Raw genomic sequence first — 15707 nt, 5'->3', positions numbered from 1 at the left:
TAATACAATTACTATTTTGTCCATCTTCAATTACTTGCATAAATTCGATGGACGCGTCTTATATCCCCATAGCTGAAGCAAGGGATTTTACGACGCATTGGATAAAATACTATATTCCAAAACGACACAAAAAAATCGCCGAACCCCAGTAAAATCAAAAGGTACAGCGATTTTTTTGTTTAGCAACTGTCAAAGACAGGAGTATAAAACGGTTTCTGACCAATGTCAAGCCAGAAAGATTTAAGCCCTCTTACACTGTCTGATTTGCCAGACAGAATTCTTATAATTCCGGAACCACTGTAGTCCATAGATGATTTCCTATTTTCTGGAAATCCCCCTCCAGAGACATTACAGTTACTACTGCATCCTTGTCAGGAAACGCCAGACAGAACTGACCATAATTTCCATCGGATCGATAGGAACCGACTTCCGGATTCATGACAAACTGATATCCATATCCAAAACCGGAATATAGATTTCCCGGACTTCCTGCCACTGAATTATCCACCAGATTGGACGTTGCCATCTTCATGTACGACTCTGGCACCAGCTGTTTTCCATTATAATTTCCCTTGTGAAGAATCATCTGTCCATACCGGGTAAACTCATCAATATTCACATAAAGTCCATTAGCCGCATGCACATGCCCTTTCGGACACAAAGTCCAGTCTGGATTTCCAATTCCCAGCGGCTCAAAAAAGCGATTTCTCAAATATTCCAGAAGATTAACTCCCGCACGTTTTTCAATCGCACAGCTGATCATATAAGTATTAAAATTACTGTACAGCCATTCTGTTCCCGGTTTTTTTATCACTTTCGCATTCTCGAAGAAATATCGGATCCAGTCCGGAGTTGTGTAACGCTCCGGCCAGTCACAGAAAAACAGAGAGCTTTCCAAACCTGTAGTCATTGTCAGCATATTTTCCAGCGTTACATCCCCCAGATATCCTTCCGGATTCTCCGGTGCATACTCTGGAAAAATATCCACAATCTTCTCATCAAGTCGAATCAGCCCTTCATCAAGTGCGATTCCTGCCGCACAGGACACAACACCCTTGCAGGCAGACCAGGTGTTAAGGCGGGTTTTCACCGGCATTCTTTTATATTCTGCCGTTAACTGTCCTTCACGCCATATCTGCGCATACATAACATTGAGATTTTCTTTTAAAGTTTTGATAGCAAATTCATTGATCAGGTTCTGGTCTTTATTCATAAACATTAATCCTCCCACACACTTGTTTCCATCTTTACATCAGGACTTACACTTCTAAACCATCCGTAAGCCATGCATACTACAATGGCTATCAGACTGATGATTACTACCGGAAGTTTCAGGCTTCTGCAAGAATTGATAAAAATGCAGATATATGCAAACAGGCTCAAACAGCAGAGGAAATAATATTTTCCGTTAGAAATATGCATTGGTGATTTTTCCCATGCTTCTGCATGTTTTTTCGGAAGCTGGAAATAAGCATAAATCTGCAGAAATGCCAATGCTGATGCCAGAAGCATAATATTATTTACAACATCACTGATAGAAAAGTCCAGTAACACAGGTAATATTCCCATAAGATAAGTAAATGTCATCAGTTTCCAGTAAGCCCCTCTTCTGTTCTGAGCTGCCCATGATTTCGGAAGCCATCCATCTTTACAGGACTGTGCAACCGGAATACAGTTATTGGAAATTGTTGAATTAATGGATGAAGACAGTGCAAGTACCGGACCACCAATCATAAATACTGTGAAAAGTGCCGGATTTAAAATATTTTTTGCAACCAGGGTAAGCGGCTGTCCGGCTACCTGATCCAGAGGAAGCACACCACTTGCTACAATTGCAACACCGCCATATACAACCATCAGTGTCGGAATACAGTACAGAAGTGCCTTTGGAATATCTTTATGCGCTTCTTTTGCCTGTTTACCATAATTCATAATGCAGGAATATCCGTTTGTTGAATATACATACAGCATGATTGCGGAAAAGAATCCGGATGGACCATTGGAGAAAAAGTCTGGTGCTGTAAACTCAAACACCGGATTTTTCAGCTGGAGGCATCCCAGAACAATAAACAGACCAAGTGCAACAAACAGCAGGATAACCAGAATTTTCTGTACCTTCGCCATTACATCCACACCACACAGATTGATGGCAAAGAACACACTCAGGGCTGCAATTCCAAACCATTTCGCATTAACCTGCGGCCACAGGGAATTTGCATACATACCAATTGCCACACCATAAGTCGCCAGATTGATCGTCTGTGGCAAAAATCCTACTGCATACATACCGGCAACTCGTTTGCCGGCCATATCTCCTACCAGAGAATAAAATCCTCCTCCAAGTTTCAGTGTAGATGTGATCCATGGAATTGGTGCAATCATCATAAATCCCCAGATACATGCAGCTACATATGCCAGCCATGCTGACTGACCAGTCAAAAGAATTGCCGGTCCGATCAGTGTCAGAACACCCGATCCAATCGCCTGTCCTACACCGATTGTATAAAGATCACTTCGTTTCAGGTAACCTGTTTTTTCTTTTATTTCCTTTACTGTTGACGACATAAAAGCCCCCCCTTTTTTATTGGCTCTAATATTAATAGTGCAATTAATTCTTTTTCTGACGTCATATGAATTATTTAATGCTATATTAACATCTAGGTTTCAAGATTTCTATTGACAATATTATTAAAAATACACACTTTAATTTGTGCATTATTTACATCTTTTTTATATCAAGAAGAATTTTTTACTCCATTATATTGTAATCAAACTTTACACCTGTTATAATTTATTATACTAATCGTACAATACAGGAGGTTTTCATGAAAATAGAACAGTTGATCCGTGAAAAAATATCTTCTCTTTCTGCCGGTCAGAAGAAAGTTGCCGAATATATATTACAACACCTTGATTCTTTCAGTTATTCCACCCTTGCGAAACTCAGCAAGGAAATTTCCGTAAGCGAAACCACTATCATACGCCTCGCTTATTCTCTGGGATTTGAAAGTTTTTCTGAAATGCAGCGTACTGTACAGAATGATATTCTTTCCATTCCCACAGCTACAGCAGATGACACACTGGACAATGGGAATTTCTATCAGAACATCATTGCAAAAGAACTCCATTCCATGGAAAACTGGGCTTCACACCTGAGTCAGGATGATATGGATCAGATCGTTACCTATCTGACCAATGCGAAGAAACGTCTGATTGTAGGCGCCCGTTCCTCTTACAGTGCAGCACTCTGGATGGGAACCTTGCTGAATCAGCTTCTTGGAAATACCAAGGTGGTTCATGAATTTTATGATCCCCATTTTGAATATCTCACGGAAGCTTCTGAAGATACTGTTGTTCTTCTGCTCTCTTTTGCCCGCTATACCAAATGGTCACTGAAATACGCACAGGTTGCCAAAAACCATGGTGCAAAGATCCTTGCCATCACAGACAGTATTTCATCACCGGCATGGTCTCTGGCAGATCATGCGGTCATTACAGAGATCAATCTCAATGAAATGGGATTTAACTCCTTTTCCTGTCTCTATTGTCTTTTTGACAGCATTGTTGCAAAAATCCGAAAAAGCAAGTGCAAGTCCATCAGTACACGCCTTCATGACCTGGAAGAACTTTACTCAGACTTTGATCTTTTTTACGAATAATAATTACAGGGAGGGATTATCATGCAGGAAATTTTAGATATTTTTCTTGAGAAATCAAAGCAACATCATTCCAATATCATCTACGCACAGATATATAAAAATGATCTTCTAAAAGAAGAATTCAGACTTTTTCCGGTCAAAACCCGTTTAAATATATGGTCTATAAGCAAGCCTTTTGTTGCAATGGCCGCAGGTATCGCAGAACGTGAAGGACTGATCACTCTTGATGAATACATTTATCCCTGGTTTGAAAAATATTTCCCTTCCGACCCTTCTGAAAATCTGTACAAGATAAAGATCCGTGATCTTCTTACCATGTCATCCGGTCAGAAAGATCCGCTCTTTTTCTGCGATGGACCAGAGCGATACAGAGAAAAGGACTGGGTGAGATATTTCTTTCAGAATGATTCTTTTCCATATACACCCGGTACTCATTTTGTGTACAGCAATTTTTGTTCCTATATTTTATCTGTTCTTCTGGAAGAGAAATCCGGAACGGGTCTGCTGAATTATCTGCGATATCGTTTCTTTGAACCGGTTGGCATTCCGAATCCGGACTGGACCCTCTGCCCTCAGGGACATTGTATGGCAGCTAACGGACTGTATCTGACGATTGATGAATTGGCTCGTTTTGGACATCTGCTTCTGCATGAGGGTTCCCTGAACGGAAAACAGATCGTCCCAAAAAAATTCGTGATTGATGCCTGTCAGAAACATATCGATTCTTACAATCCACTGACGGAGCATCCGGATTACCAGAGCTATGGTTATGGATATTTCATATATATGGGACCTATGGAAGATACACTGATCCTGTCCGGCAATTACGGCCAATACTGCGTCGTTGACAAAAAACGTCAGATGGTATCCTGTGTCATGTCCCTGGATGGAAATGACCACAAAAAAATCCGTGATGACCTGGTGGATTCTCTTGCAGAATATTACGGTGTGAAAATTTCACATATATAAAAAAATGCCGCTCCCGCGGCCATATCATATGATATTCGCAATCCGCTAACGCTACTTGCTCATAAAAAAATGCCGCTCCGCGGCCACATCATATGATATTCGCAATCCGCTAACGCTACTTGCTCATAAAAAAATGCCGCTCCCGCGGCATTTTTTTATATCACTAACCAATCCTCAACCATAGCTGTATTATGTAGCAGTACTGCCTCATTTCCCTTCGTTACAAAAATCCTCTGCACAAACACATCCACAACTTCGCCTTCCCGGACGGGTTCTTCGTCAAGGCTTCTTCTGGCGCTGAGTGTGGTGTTTCCTACACGGACTTTCAGTTCCAGGCTGCTGCCGCGGAATGCGACTCGTTCTACGACGCCCTCTGTTGCGGAGCTTTTATATTTCTGTTCCTCGTTCTTCTTAGTCACTTTTACAAACTCCGGACGGACAATGGCTTTTTCGCCTCCTGGAACTTCCTCGAAGTGATTGAACACCTGGTAATCATCGATCACAGAAGTCTGCCCGAAAAATCCCGCCGTAAACGCAGTATCCGGATTCTGATAAACCTCCAGTGGGGTTCCCTTCTGCTCGATCCGTCCACGGTTGGTAATAATAATTTCATCCGCCACCTCGATAGCCTCATCCTGGTCATGGGTAACAAAAATACTGGTGATCCCCAGCTTCTCGATCATGTCCTTCAGCCAGCTTCGAAGCTCCGTACGGATCTTTGCATCGATCGCCGCAAAAGGCTCATCCAGAAGGAGAAGCTGCGGATTCGGAGCAAGAGCCCGGGCAAAAGCAACTCGCTGTCTCTGACCACCGGACAGCTGACTCGGATATCTTTTCTCCAGGCCCTTCAGCCCGATCAGCTCTACCAGTTCCATAACCCTCTGCTTAATATACTTCTTGTCCGCCTTCTGTACCTTCAGGCCAAATGCAATATTATCATACACCGTCATATACCGGAAAAGAGCATAATTCTGGAACACAAATCCAATGCCTCGCTCGCTGGCAGGCACATCATTGACCACTCTTTCGTCGATGATGATCTCACCGCTGTCCGGCTGCTCCAGACCGGCGATCATACGGAGAATCGTAGTTTTTCCGCTTCCGCTGGGTCCTAAGAGACCGATCAGCTTTCCCTTTTCGATACCAAAGCTTACGTTGTCAGATGCCTTGTAATCCCCATATGTTTTATTGGTATTTTTTAACTCAACGTACATCGCCTTTTTCCCCCTTTCCTTTATGCTCCAGAACATTTCTTGCGATCAGAAGGATCACCGCCAGGATCACCAGGATCGAAGAAACCGCAAATGCCGGAACATACTGGAATTCATTATAAAGAATTTCCACATGAAGCGGAAGTGTATTTGTTTTTCCACGGAGATGTCCGGACAGTACGGACACAGCTCCAAACTCTCCCATGGCTCTGGCTGTACACAGCACAACACCATAGAGAAATGCCCACTTGATATGCGGAAATGTCACCTTGGTAAAAATCGTCCAGCCTTTTGCTCCCATCAGCGCTGCCGCCTCTTCCTCATCGGACCCTATGGATTCCAGAACCGGTATGATCTCTCTGGACACAAATGGAAACGTGACAAAGATCGTTGCTAGGACAATTCCAGGAACTGCAAACACGATCTGTATCCCTGCACTTTCAAGAACAGAATAAAGAGGACTCTGCTTTCCAAAAACCAGGATATAGATAAGACCTGCGATAACCGGTGATACTGTAACCGGAACATCGATCAAAGTGGTAAGGAGCTTTTTTCCCCGAAAATGAAATCTGGTCATTGCCCATGCCGCACACAGACCAAAGATCGTGTTGCATACAACAGCCGCAGCCGTCGCCCCAATGGTCAGCTTCAGCGCTTTCAGCGTGTACTCATCTGTCACCGCCTGCACATAGCACTGCCAGCCCTTGCTCAGCGCCTGGGTTACAACAACCACCAGAGGCAGTACCAGCATCACAAAAAGAAAGATCACGGAAATCCCGATAAGGATCCATTTCACCGGCCCGGAAGCCTGCTTCTTTTTTTCATCCATTATGCATCCCTCCCTCTGATACGTTTCGTATTTCTTGCCTGCACCAGATTCACACCAAACAGGATCAGAAATGATACTGCCAGTGTAACCAGTGCGATAGCTGTTGCGCTTTCATAGTCAAACTCCTGAAGCTTTGACATGATGATCAGCGGCGTGATCTCTGTATAATAAGGCTTGTTTCCTGCGATAAAAACAACGCTTCCGTATTCTCCCAGGCAGCGTCCGAAGGCAAGTCCCGCCCCGGAAAGCATTGCCGGCAGAAGCTCCGGAAGAATAACCCTGCGGAAAACGGTGAATGGTTTTGCACCCATAACACGGGCCGCCTCCTCATAGGAACCGTCCAGTTTCTCCAGAACCGGCTGAATGGCCCTGACTACAAAAGGGATTCCCACAAAGATCAATGCCACCGTGATACCGATTCTGGTATATGCGATCTTAATACCGAAATTTGCAAAAAAGCTTCCCACCAGACCTTTATCGGATGTCAGGGATGTCAGTGAGATACCGGCAACTGCAGTCGGCAGTGCGAAAGGCAGCTCGATCATTCCATCCATGATCCTTTTTCCCGGAAAATCATATCTTACCAGCACCCACGCAAGGACCAGTCCCATAATAGCATTGATCACTGTGGCCGCAAAGGCGGTAATAAAGCTTACATAGAATCCGGACAAAACCCTCGGCCGTGTGATCACCTCAATAAATTCCCGAAAACTCAGCCGCGCCGAGTATACTGCCAAAGACGCAAGAGGGATCAGAACTACGATACTCAGCATCGCCAAAGTCACTCCCATTGTCAGTCCAAAGCCTGGTATCACACGTTTACTCTGTTGTTTCTTCATTTCTGTCTCCCCTCTTTTCTATTCTAAGTTTCTGATCTGTTACAAATTCCCGGTCTGCTGCAAATCTCTGACTCTTCTACAATTCTCTAATCTGTTGCAAATCTCTGACTCTTCTACAACTCTCTGATCTGTTATAAAATCTCAGGCTCTTCTACTCTTCATAGATCTCATCAAACACTCCGCCGTCTGCGAAATGCTTTTTCTGAACTGCATCCCAGCCGCCGAAATCTTTGATCGTTGTCAGCTTCACCTTCAGATCAAAAGTATCTGCATGCTTTTTCAGGATCGTCTGATCAATCGGTCTGTAGTAATTCTCAGCGATCAGCTCCTGAGCTTCATCGGAATACAGATATTTCAGATATGCTTTCGCAGCTTCTGCATTATCATGCTTTTTCACATTTTCATCTACAACAGCAACGGACGGCTGTGCCAGGATACTGATGCCCGGCGTTACGATCTCGTAATCATCCGGATTGTCCCTTACAGAAAGAAACGCTTCATTTTCCCAGGCGATCAGCACATCCCCCTGCCCGTTTTCCACGAAAGAGGTTGTGGCACCTCTTGCACCGGAATCCAGAACCAGGACATTTCTATAAAGCTTCTTAATAAAGGCTTTCATCTCTGTCTCGTTGCCATTATATTTCTCATTTGCATAAGCCCAGGCTGCCATGTAATTCCAGCGGGCACCACCGGAGGTTTTCGGATTGGGAGTGATCACTCCCACACCATCCTTTGTCAGATCATCCCAGTCGTGGATATTCTTCGGATTTCCCTTCCGAACAAGAAATACAATGGTGGAAGTATAAGGAGCACTGTCATCCGGATATTCATCGATCCATCCCTTGTCGATCAGACCGGCATTCCGGATCGCATCGATATCATATTCCAGTGCAAGTGTCGCCACATCTGCAGGAAGTCCGTTGGAAATCTCAAGGGCTTGCTTTCCGGAACCGCCATGAGATTGGATCACATCCACACTCTGACCTGTTTCTTCTTTCCAATATTTTGAAAAAATCTTATTATACGCTTCATAAAATTCTCTGGTCGGATCATAGGACACATTGATGATCTCCACGTGATTTTTATCCTTTGTATTGTTTCCCGATACTGCAAAAGTTCCTGCCAGTACCACTGCTGCCAGTGCGATACAGACACCTGCAATGCGTTTTCTTTTCATGATCTGTGTACTCCTTTACAACCACATTTTTATTTGGAAATCTTTTTCCCACCAATGTAAATGCTTCATTTCGCTGTCAAATCATACCTGTTCTTTCCGTTTACTCTGATTCTGTGGTTCTATAATTTTTTTTATTTGAATTGAATACATTAAACCATATTATTCCCATTAATTAAATATGAATATCTGAAAACGTTTTCACGAAAATACTCTGGTCATTGCGCAACTGCATCCTGTCTGTCACTATATCTGCGCATCCGCAATCCTCAGATACAATAATCGCTCCACATACTGTCCTCCACACTGCTGCAGCTGTTCCGTATCATCAGTCTGCCTTCCAGCTCCATTCGCACAATACCGGAATGTCCGCCCTTCAGTCGGTCCAGCAGCAGGTATAATGCAAATTTTCCCATATCCTCCTTGGGCAGGCTCACCGTTGTCAGCATCGGTCTGGTAAACTGTGCCTCCTGTATATCATCGCTGGATATGATCGAAGGCATATAATACCGGTTCCGAAATTTATTCAGGCACTTCAGCATTCCGATCGCCGAAATATCATTGGCACAGTAGATTCCGGTTGGCATGTCGTCCGACTGAAAGAACTTTTCCATGGCCTCGTAGCCCTCGGCCTCAGTCTGCTTTGTTTCGATAACATACTCCGGTATCACATCCAGATCATGCTTCTTCAGTGTTTCCAGATACCCGTTATACCGGTCCTCGCTGTGACACTGGCCAATATAACCGATATTTTTGTGCCCCAGGGAGATCAGATATTCCACTGCCGCTGCTGCGATCTTTTTCCCATCGCAAAGGACCTCATCCACTTCATAATTGGTAGAATTCCGGTTCACCGATACCACACTCTTATACTTCTTATTCAGCTTCTTCAAAGCCTCTTTATTACATCTGCCGATGATGATCAGTCCGTCCCTTTTCCCTTCCACCTCGTCATACATTCCGTCGATCAGCCGGTCCAGATTCTCCCTTCGGCACTTCCGGTCATCGGAAAACACAGACATATACCATACTTTGGAAAGAATGCAGTTTTTATCATGGATCTCACTTTCGATCACCCGAAGGAGCTCCGCAAAAAACGGATCCGTTGTGGAAGAATCGGTTCTTGTCATCAGGATATTGATGTACCAGGTTTTCTCCTGCTTTGCGGAAACGCCTTTTTTCAGATTCCGGGCCGCCTCGTTGGGCACATAATTCATCTCGATAGCTGTTTTCCATATCTTATCCCTGAGTCCGGAAACAGAACATTTATAATTGGGATTATTCAAAACTCTGGAAACCGTCGCCGGTGAAACCCCTGCCTTTTCTGCGATCTTCTTGATGGACATGTACCCATCCCCTCCCTCTGAAAAAAGTCTGCCCACTGCCAGTCCTGTACGCTGCTCAACGTCATCTGTGTAACTCAGCAGCATCAGTGTAACAGAACTTTTTATCATTCCTTATTTCATAGTAATTAAATATGTTTTATATGATAATAAGAGTTTTGAAAAAAGTCAATCTTATTTTGTGAAAACGTGTTCTTTTTTTGCTGCATCTTCCAGTAGACCACCCGGATTCTGCGCCTTGCCCATCTCATTTAGCATTACATTACCAGGCAAGGCGCACTACAAAAAAATACCTTACACAGAGTTACTGTGGAAGGTATTTTTTGCGATCATCACTTATTATTGTCCTTTAATTTTCTTTTGATATATTCTTCTATCAATTCCAATAATTGTTTACCCGTTTCTATCTGTTCTTCTGCTTCTTCTCTTGTTGCAATATAAAAATCATCATAATCGCTGGCATGTCTGATTTCTTCTGCTTCTACGATTTTTCGTCCAAGTTTTCTGGGAAAAATCTCTGTTTTAATATAATTCTTATTGAAATTTGCTAATGCATCTTTATGACGTTTATATGCATTTCCATCTAGTGCATGTATTGCTGAAATTGCATGATAAATACCATAATATGCCCGATTATTAGCACCTCGAAATTCTTTTGCATTCAAAAGAATTTCCGCAGCTTTAATATCACTTTGGGCAGTTTCAATCCGATAAAAAATAAGATCTTTCTGCGTTCCTTTTTCATCAGGCTGCATCAAATAATTTTACCCCCTCTTTCTTTACATTTGCATAAAATGGATAAACATCAACCCAATTCAGAAAATGTTTTTCACTTTTTGCAATTGGCTTAATATCAAGATCATGATCCATATTAAAATCAAAAGTTTCTCCTGCCAATTCATGACGATACTGCTTAATATCTATATCAGACAGATCAAGGAGAATCATAATATCGATATCAGAATCTTCTCTATAATCTCCTCTGGCATATGAGCCGTATAAAATAACACTTTTCAAATGTTTCCCATATATTTTCTGTAATATTTTTGTGTATTGTTCCAACAATGTCTTCATCGATACCGGCATAATCCCGCCCCCTTCTATCTGATAAAACATCTTTATTCGATAACCACTATTTCTTCCATTTAATTATACGCTTTTATATCATTATTCCGCAATGAAATTTTTTCGACATAATTCTCCAGACATACAAAAACAGACTGAGAACCTGATATATATTCTTATCAAGCTCCAGTCTGTTTTGCGTGCTCAAATATATAAGATATAACTATGAGCAAATAACAAATGCAGATTGCTAATATCCCTTGAATTATTTAACCGTTACCTTACAGGTCAGTTTTTTAGAACCACTCTGAACGGTGATAGTTGCAGTTCCTTTTCTGATGCCTTTTACAACACCTTTGGATGTGACAGTTGCGATTTTTTTGTTGGATGATCTGTAAGTGACCTTCTCATCAGTATTTCTTGGTGTTGCAACGGCTTTGATGGTGAAGGTTTTTCCTCTGTTCACGGTCTTTGTTTTTGGTACACCGGTGAGTTTTGTTGTTTTGACTTTTGGCATTACCTTGATAGTAACAACTGATTTTTTGCTTCCGGCTTTTACTGTGATCTTGGCAGTGCCTACCTGTTTTCCTGTGACAACACCTTTGGAATTTACAGTTGCAATATTCTTGTTGGAAGTGCTGTATGTAACCTTATCCTGACTTGTGATCGGGTCAAGAACTGGTTTCAGAGTTACTGTTTTTCCTTTGTAGATGCGGGTGGATTTCAGGTTTGTGATGTAGCGGGTGGATACCTTGCCTTTCTGAACAGTTATCATTACAGCAACTGATACTCCACTTTTTAAATTAATATCCACATACGTTTTTCCGGATCTGTTTTTTGCAGTAAGTTTGAATGTACCATTTTTGCTGACATTGGACACTGTTACAAGATTCTTATTTCTTGCTGTTACACTCTTTACATAATCTCCTTTTGTAAAACCAGAAGCACGGACTGCAGTTGTGGACTGACCATATTTCAGGGTGATCTGATCTACATTAACATGGACCGTATAAGTCAGAATTTCTCCAAATTCTATCTGTCCGCACCGCTTACAAGTTCTCTCATTCTGATAAGCCTCTGATGCATCTATCGGGTAGCTTTTTCCAATCTGGTATCCATGAGCACCTGTTGCAATCTCCCGCAATTTCCATTCTGACCATTCATGCCCCAGTATAGGAGTAATCAACTCATCATTCGGATCAAAAATCTCCTTTTTTGCCTCTTTGTCCAGAAAACACTTTCCGCATTTCATGCACTGATAGTATTCACGTCTGCCTGAGTTCCAGCAATTGGCAGCTAATCCCGGAACTAATTCCAGTTCATGGCCTGTTGCAGGATATACTACAGATTCTAATTCATTTCCATTGTATGTATCATCATAATTTTTTCCGCAGGATTCACAATGCCAGTAACCTCTGTTTCCATCTTCCGTACAGGTTGCTTCTTTCCAGTCAACCCATGTAAATTTATGTTCAAGCTTCTCGATTTTTGTCTCACCGGAAACTACGGTTCCTGCCTCATTGCTGAAATCTTTTCCGCATACATTGCAATGCCAGTATTCAATATTTCCCTCGTTTATACAGGTTGGCTCAACACTTGCATAATGTGTCAACGGATCTGTAACATTGTGGAATGCGAAGTTTTCTCCTGCTGCGTAGGTTTCGGCTGTGGAGCCTTTATGGCCTATGAGCACAAGTGTACTGTTCTTCTCGGTATCTGAATTGTAGCCGATCGCACGTTTCTCGATTTTTACAGAATTCCCTGGAATGTAAACGCTTCTGAGCGCCTGGCAGCCTTTAAATGCATCGGTGTCAATCTTAGTTACATTTTCCGGGATGGTGATGTCTGTAAGTTTACTGCAGTCTACAAATGTACCATATACAACATTTGTCAGCCCTTTTGGCAAATGAATTGTTTCGAGACCATAACAGGCTGAAAATGCATATTCCCCAATTTCTGTCACACTGTCTGGAATTTCCAGACTCTTAATGCTACGACACCAGGTAAATGCATGCTCACCTATTGTCTTCAGGTTCTTCGGCAGTTTTATGCTTTCAAGATTATAGTCATCATAAAATATACTGTCTTTGATCTCGGTGATACTGTCCGGAAGTTCAACAGTTTTTAAATTGTCATTCCTTGCAAATGCATATTTTCCTATATCTGTTACGGATCCCGGAACTATCATCGTACTGTATTGATCACTTGAAAATGCACTGTCTCCGATTGTTTTCAGACCATTCGGTAATTTAAACTCTGTTACGCCAGTGCTACTAAATGCGCCAGCTTCAATCGTTGTCACTCCAGCTGGCAGATTAATTTCCGTCAGTCTTCCACAGCCTGAAAAAGCCGCTTCTCCAATTTCTGTGACACCGTCTGGAATTACAATACTGTTCAATCTTCCGCACCCTGAAAACATAGAATTATTTATACGTTTAAGTCCGGATGGAAGTTTAACACTTCTCAAATCTGAACAGCCGGAAAATACTCCTGTTCCTATATCTGTCAGACTATCCGGAATTTCAATAGCTGTTAAGCTGCTGCAATTATAAAAGGTATTCGCTTCTATACTTTTCAGATTTTTGGAAAGTGTTACACTACTGAGCTTCTCACAATATGCAAACGCATTCTCTCCTAAGGTTGTCAGGCTGTCCGGTAAAACAATACCGCCTCCTAATTCACTGCAATTCGCAAACGCAACCTTTCCAATTGATGTCACACTGTTTGGAATATTGATGCTGCTCAGGCTACTGCAATTATAAAACGTACCTTCTTCAACAGTTGCAAGACCTTCCGGTAATACAATATTATTCAGTTTTTCACAGTGGTCAAATGCTCTCTGTCCTATTGATGTTACACTTTTAGGAATATTAACACTGCTCAGGTTACTGCAATACTGAAATGCGCTCTCTCCAATAGTCGTTACGCTCTCTGGTAATACAACATTCTGTAAGCCACTACATTCAGAGAATGTATAACTTTCTATCGTTGTTACTCCCTGAGGAATAGTGACGTTATTTAAATTATTACAACAACGGAATGCATATTTTCCAATATTTGTTAAACTTTCCGGCAATACGATTGTACTTAGGCTTTCACAGTTTGAAAATGTCCAATTACCCAAGGTCGTTAAACTTTTCGGCAGTGTCACAGTGCTCAAATCACTACAATTTTCAAATACTCCTGCTCCCTCCGAAACCTTAAGAGCTGTAATTCCTTCCCCAATTTCCGCACTTTTTATTTTTTTATCGTTACTGGTGATACTGTTAAAATATTCATCTACAATTCCACTACCCTCAATCACAAGCCGTCCATCCCCATACAGCGTATAAGTAGCGTTACTTCCACAGCTTCCACTGTCAACAACTTTCGAACTGTCACCCGCACCAGCTATCACAGCTTCTCCATCCGAAAAACCATTTTCCACTTCTGCTTCCAGTTCTACATTCTCAGAGCTGTCTGCTTCTGTCTCTACATTCAGTTCCTCTGCACTGTCGTCAAACATCTCCAGATTACTGGCATCGTCAGCCTGCGCATTCTCATCGGATCCTTCACTTTCAGTTTCTTCCTCGCCTTCTGCGTCTGACGCTGCAGCGACAGTTTCCTCACTTTCATCCGCTCCTGCAGTTTCATTTTCCGCTGCATCTACTGCAATTTCCGCTGTTGTCTCTGTCGCTGTATCTCCGTTTTCTGTTCCTGCTACTTCTGTTTCATCTGCCTGAAATTCCTCAGCCGCATACACAGACACTGTCTCCACCGGAGCCGCCGCTGTTGTCAGGATCATAGCCCCAGACAGCAGCCATGCAATATTCTTTTTCTTCATAGATTTCCCCCATTTTCAAATTCACATTTATAATAAAATTATAAATTTCCCATCACATTTAATCAAGCTTTGTTTAGAATATTTTTGTCATATTTTGTCTGTTTACAGACATTTTTGAACATTTTTTTACTGTAAAAAACCGGCAGCTGCACATGTGATAACTTTTGCACCTGCTTTATTACCAAAATGCCAAGAATACGACGCACAGTTATTCAAAATAAATATCTGTACTTTCTTCTCCTGCTCATAATAATCTCAAATACTCTTTCTTTATATTCCTGCGGATAATAACTTTCCATATCCAATATTTCTTTTACATCTTTTTCATTAAATTTCAGCCTTATCTGCTGACCATACAATTCTTCTGCAATCTCGATCTGCTCATCAAAATCTTCACACAGAGTTTTTGATCGTGCCTCCTCCATCAGATTATTTATGTTTTCTTCCATCGGATAATCCATCTGTATATCTGATAGCAGTCCTGCACCATTATCAAATATTGGACACAAATGATATTTTTCTTCTGCATCCATTAAGACTCCAATATTATGCATATGCCGATCTTCATTCATAAAAAATGTATCAATTGCCAGGATCTTACTCATATACTTTCCAAAATCGCTAATTCCCGTAATGCGTTCCGCCTGATCTACTATAAATTCCAGTCTTTCCGAATGTTCTGGAATCGTGAATAATTTTTTATAAAGACTTTGCATTAAAAAACACAATAAAAATCTGATTATCCGCTAAAACACAGTATCTATCAGCATTTTCAAGGGAACAAATACATCAATT

13 protein-coding genes are annotated in these 15707 nt (G+C 41.9%); 2 read left to right on the top strand and 11 right to left on the bottom strand.

Annotation, left to right across the window (positions count from 1 at the left end; genetic code table 11):
- Nucleotides 1-280 precede the first annotated feature (280 nt).
- The gene (locus ABCM67_RS15325) at nucleotides 281-1213 is read right to left on the bottom strand and encodes a serine hydrolase (protein WP_342992990.1); all 933 of its coding nucleotides are present in this window, start codon (nucleotides 1211-1213) and stop codon (nucleotides 281-283) included.
- A 5-nt stretch (nucleotides 1214-1218) separates the two neighbouring features.
- Nucleotides 1219-2565 carry an APC family permease gene (locus tag ABCM67_RS15320; RefSeq protein ID WP_147602783.1) on the bottom strand — a complete coding sequence of 449 codons (1347 nt, stop codon included), beginning with the start codon at nucleotides 2563-2565 and terminating at the stop codon, nucleotides 1219-1221.
- Nucleotides 2566-2825: 260 nt separating this feature from the next.
- On the opposite strand from ABCM67_RS15320, the gene ABCM67_RS15315 reads away from it, so the two are divergent.
- Nucleotides 2826-3659, top strand: coding sequence for a MurR/RpiR family transcriptional regulator (locus tag ABCM67_RS15315; protein ID WP_118063617.1), 834 nt, complete (start codon nucleotides 2826-2828; stop codon nucleotides 3657-3659).
- A 21-nt stretch (nucleotides 3660-3680) separates the two neighbouring features.
- Nucleotides 3681-4628 carry a serine hydrolase gene (locus ABCM67_RS15310; RefSeq protein WP_015526597.1) on the top strand — a complete coding sequence of 316 codons (948 nt, stop codon included), beginning with the start codon at nucleotides 3681-3683 and terminating at the stop codon, nucleotides 4626-4628.
- Between the two features lie 155 nt (nucleotides 4629-4783).
- Here the strand turns inward: ABCM67_RS15310 and ABCM67_RS15305 are convergent, their stop codons facing one another.
- From ABCM67_RS15305 to ABCM67_RS15265, 9 genes are all read right to left on the bottom strand, one after another.
- The gene (locus ABCM67_RS15305; RefSeq protein WP_342992988.1) at nucleotides 4784-5842 is read right to left on the bottom strand and encodes an ABC transporter ATP-binding protein; all 1059 of its coding nucleotides are present in this window, start codon (nucleotides 5840-5842) and stop codon (nucleotides 4784-4786) included.
- The gene (gene cysW, locus ABCM67_RS15300) at nucleotides 5832-6668 is read right to left on the bottom strand and encodes a sulfate ABC transporter permease subunit CysW (protein ID WP_021651678.1); all 837 of its coding nucleotides are present in this window, start codon (nucleotides 6666-6668) and stop codon (nucleotides 5832-5834) included. Before cysW ends, ABCM67_RS15305 begins: the two co-directional genes overlap by 11 nt.
- Nucleotides 6668-7507 carry a sulfate ABC transporter permease subunit CysT gene (cysT, locus tag ABCM67_RS15295; protein ID WP_147602781.1) on the bottom strand — a complete coding sequence of 280 codons (840 nt, stop codon included), beginning with the start codon at nucleotides 7505-7507 and terminating at the stop codon, nucleotides 6668-6670. Before cysT ends, cysW begins: the two co-directional genes overlap by 1 nt.
- A gap of 151 nt (nucleotides 7508-7658) precedes the next feature.
- Entirely contained in the window at nucleotides 7659-8684 is a 1026-nt protein-coding gene (locus ABCM67_RS15290) for a sulfate ABC transporter substrate-binding protein (RefSeq protein ID WP_118753294.1), read from the bottom strand.
- Between the two features lie 266 nt (nucleotides 8685-8950).
- A complete protein-coding gene (locus tag ABCM67_RS15285; RefSeq protein ID WP_342992985.1) occupies nucleotides 8951-10135 on the bottom strand; it encodes a LacI family DNA-binding transcriptional regulator in 1185 nt (394 codons plus the stop codon).
- Nucleotides 10136-10356: 221 nt separating this feature from the next.
- Nucleotides 10357-10782 carry a HEPN domain-containing protein gene (locus ABCM67_RS15280; RefSeq protein ID WP_044961586.1) on the bottom strand — a complete coding sequence of 142 codons (426 nt, stop codon included), beginning with the start codon at nucleotides 10780-10782 and terminating at the stop codon, nucleotides 10357-10359.
- Nucleotides 10769-11110 (bottom strand): nucleotidyltransferase domain-containing protein, encoded by a 342-nt coding sequence (locus tag ABCM67_RS15275; RefSeq protein ID WP_015526591.1) that lies wholly within the window; start codon nucleotides 11108-11110, stop codon nucleotides 10769-10771. Before ABCM67_RS15275 ends, ABCM67_RS15280 begins: the two co-directional genes overlap by 14 nt.
- A 244-nt stretch (nucleotides 11111-11354) precedes the next feature.
- The gene (locus ABCM67_RS15270) at nucleotides 11355-14912 is read right to left on the bottom strand and encodes a leucine-rich repeat protein (RefSeq protein WP_114001965.1); all 3558 of its coding nucleotides are present in this window, start codon (nucleotides 14910-14912) and stop codon (nucleotides 11355-11357) included.
- 212 nt (nucleotides 14913-15124) lie between these two features.
- The gene (locus tag ABCM67_RS15265; protein WP_342992983.1) at nucleotides 15125-15517 is read right to left on the bottom strand and encodes a hypothetical protein; all 393 of its coding nucleotides are present in this window, start codon (nucleotides 15515-15517) and stop codon (nucleotides 15125-15127) included.
- Nucleotides 15518-15707: the final 190 nt, after the last annotated feature.

It is taken from the genome of Blautia sp. 2227st1_G12_2227SCRN_220401 (genome assembly GCF_039062885.1).
Classification (GTDB): Bacteria; Bacillota; Clostridia; order Lachnospirales; family Lachnospiraceae; genus Blautia_A; species Blautia_A fusiformis.
Note: the sequence above shows the minus strand (reverse complement) of the source record. Positions and strands in the feature narration are given on the sequence as shown.

What these genes read in the sequence shown, in the direction of transcription:
- cysT (WP_147602781.1), bottom strand. Translation starts at nt 7,507, where the DNA reads ATGAAGAAACAACAGAGTAAACGTGTGATACCAGGCTTTGGACTGACA.
- ABCM67_RS15270 (WP_114001965.1), bottom strand. Translation starts at nt 14,912, where the DNA reads ATGAAGAAAAAGAATATTGCATGGCTGCTGTCTGGGGCTATGATCCTG.
- ABCM67_RS15310 (WP_015526597.1), top strand. Translation starts at nt 3,681, where the DNA reads ATGCAGGAAATTTTAGATATTTTTCTTGAGAAATCAAAGCAACATCAT.
- ABCM67_RS15275 (WP_015526591.1), bottom strand. Translation starts at nt 11,110, where the DNA reads ATGCCGGTATCGATGAAGACATTGTTGGAACAATACACAAAAATATTA.
- ABCM67_RS15290 (WP_118753294.1), bottom strand. Translation starts at nt 8,684, where the DNA reads ATGAAAAGAAAACGCATTGCAGGTGTCTGTATCGCACTGGCAGCAGTG.
- ABCM67_RS15305 (WP_342992988.1), bottom strand. Translation starts at nt 5,842, where the DNA reads ATGTACGTTGAGTTAAAAAATACCAATAAAACATATGGGGATTACAAG.
- ABCM67_RS15325 (WP_342992990.1), bottom strand. Translation starts at nt 1,213, where the DNA reads ATGAATAAAGACCAGAACCTGATCAATGAATTTGCTATCAAAACTTTA.
- ABCM67_RS15265 (WP_342992983.1), bottom strand. Translation starts at nt 15,517, where the DNA reads ATGAGTAAGATCCTGGCAATTGATACATTTTTTATGAATGAAGATCGG.
- ABCM67_RS15285 (WP_342992985.1), bottom strand. Translation starts at nt 10,135, where the DNA reads ATGATAAAAAGTTCTGTTACACTGATGCTGCTGAGTTACACAGATGAC.
- cysW (WP_021651678.1), bottom strand. Translation starts at nt 6,668, where the DNA reads ATGGATGAAAAAAAGAAGCAGGCTTCCGGGCCGGTGAAATGGATCCTT.
- ABCM67_RS15315 (WP_118063617.1), top strand. Translation starts at nt 2,826, where the DNA reads ATGAAAATAGAACAGTTGATCCGTGAAAAAATATCTTCTCTTTCTGCC.
- ABCM67_RS15320 (WP_147602783.1), bottom strand. Translation starts at nt 2,565, where the DNA reads ATGTCGTCAACAGTAAAGGAAATAAAAGAAAAAACAGGTTACCTGAAA.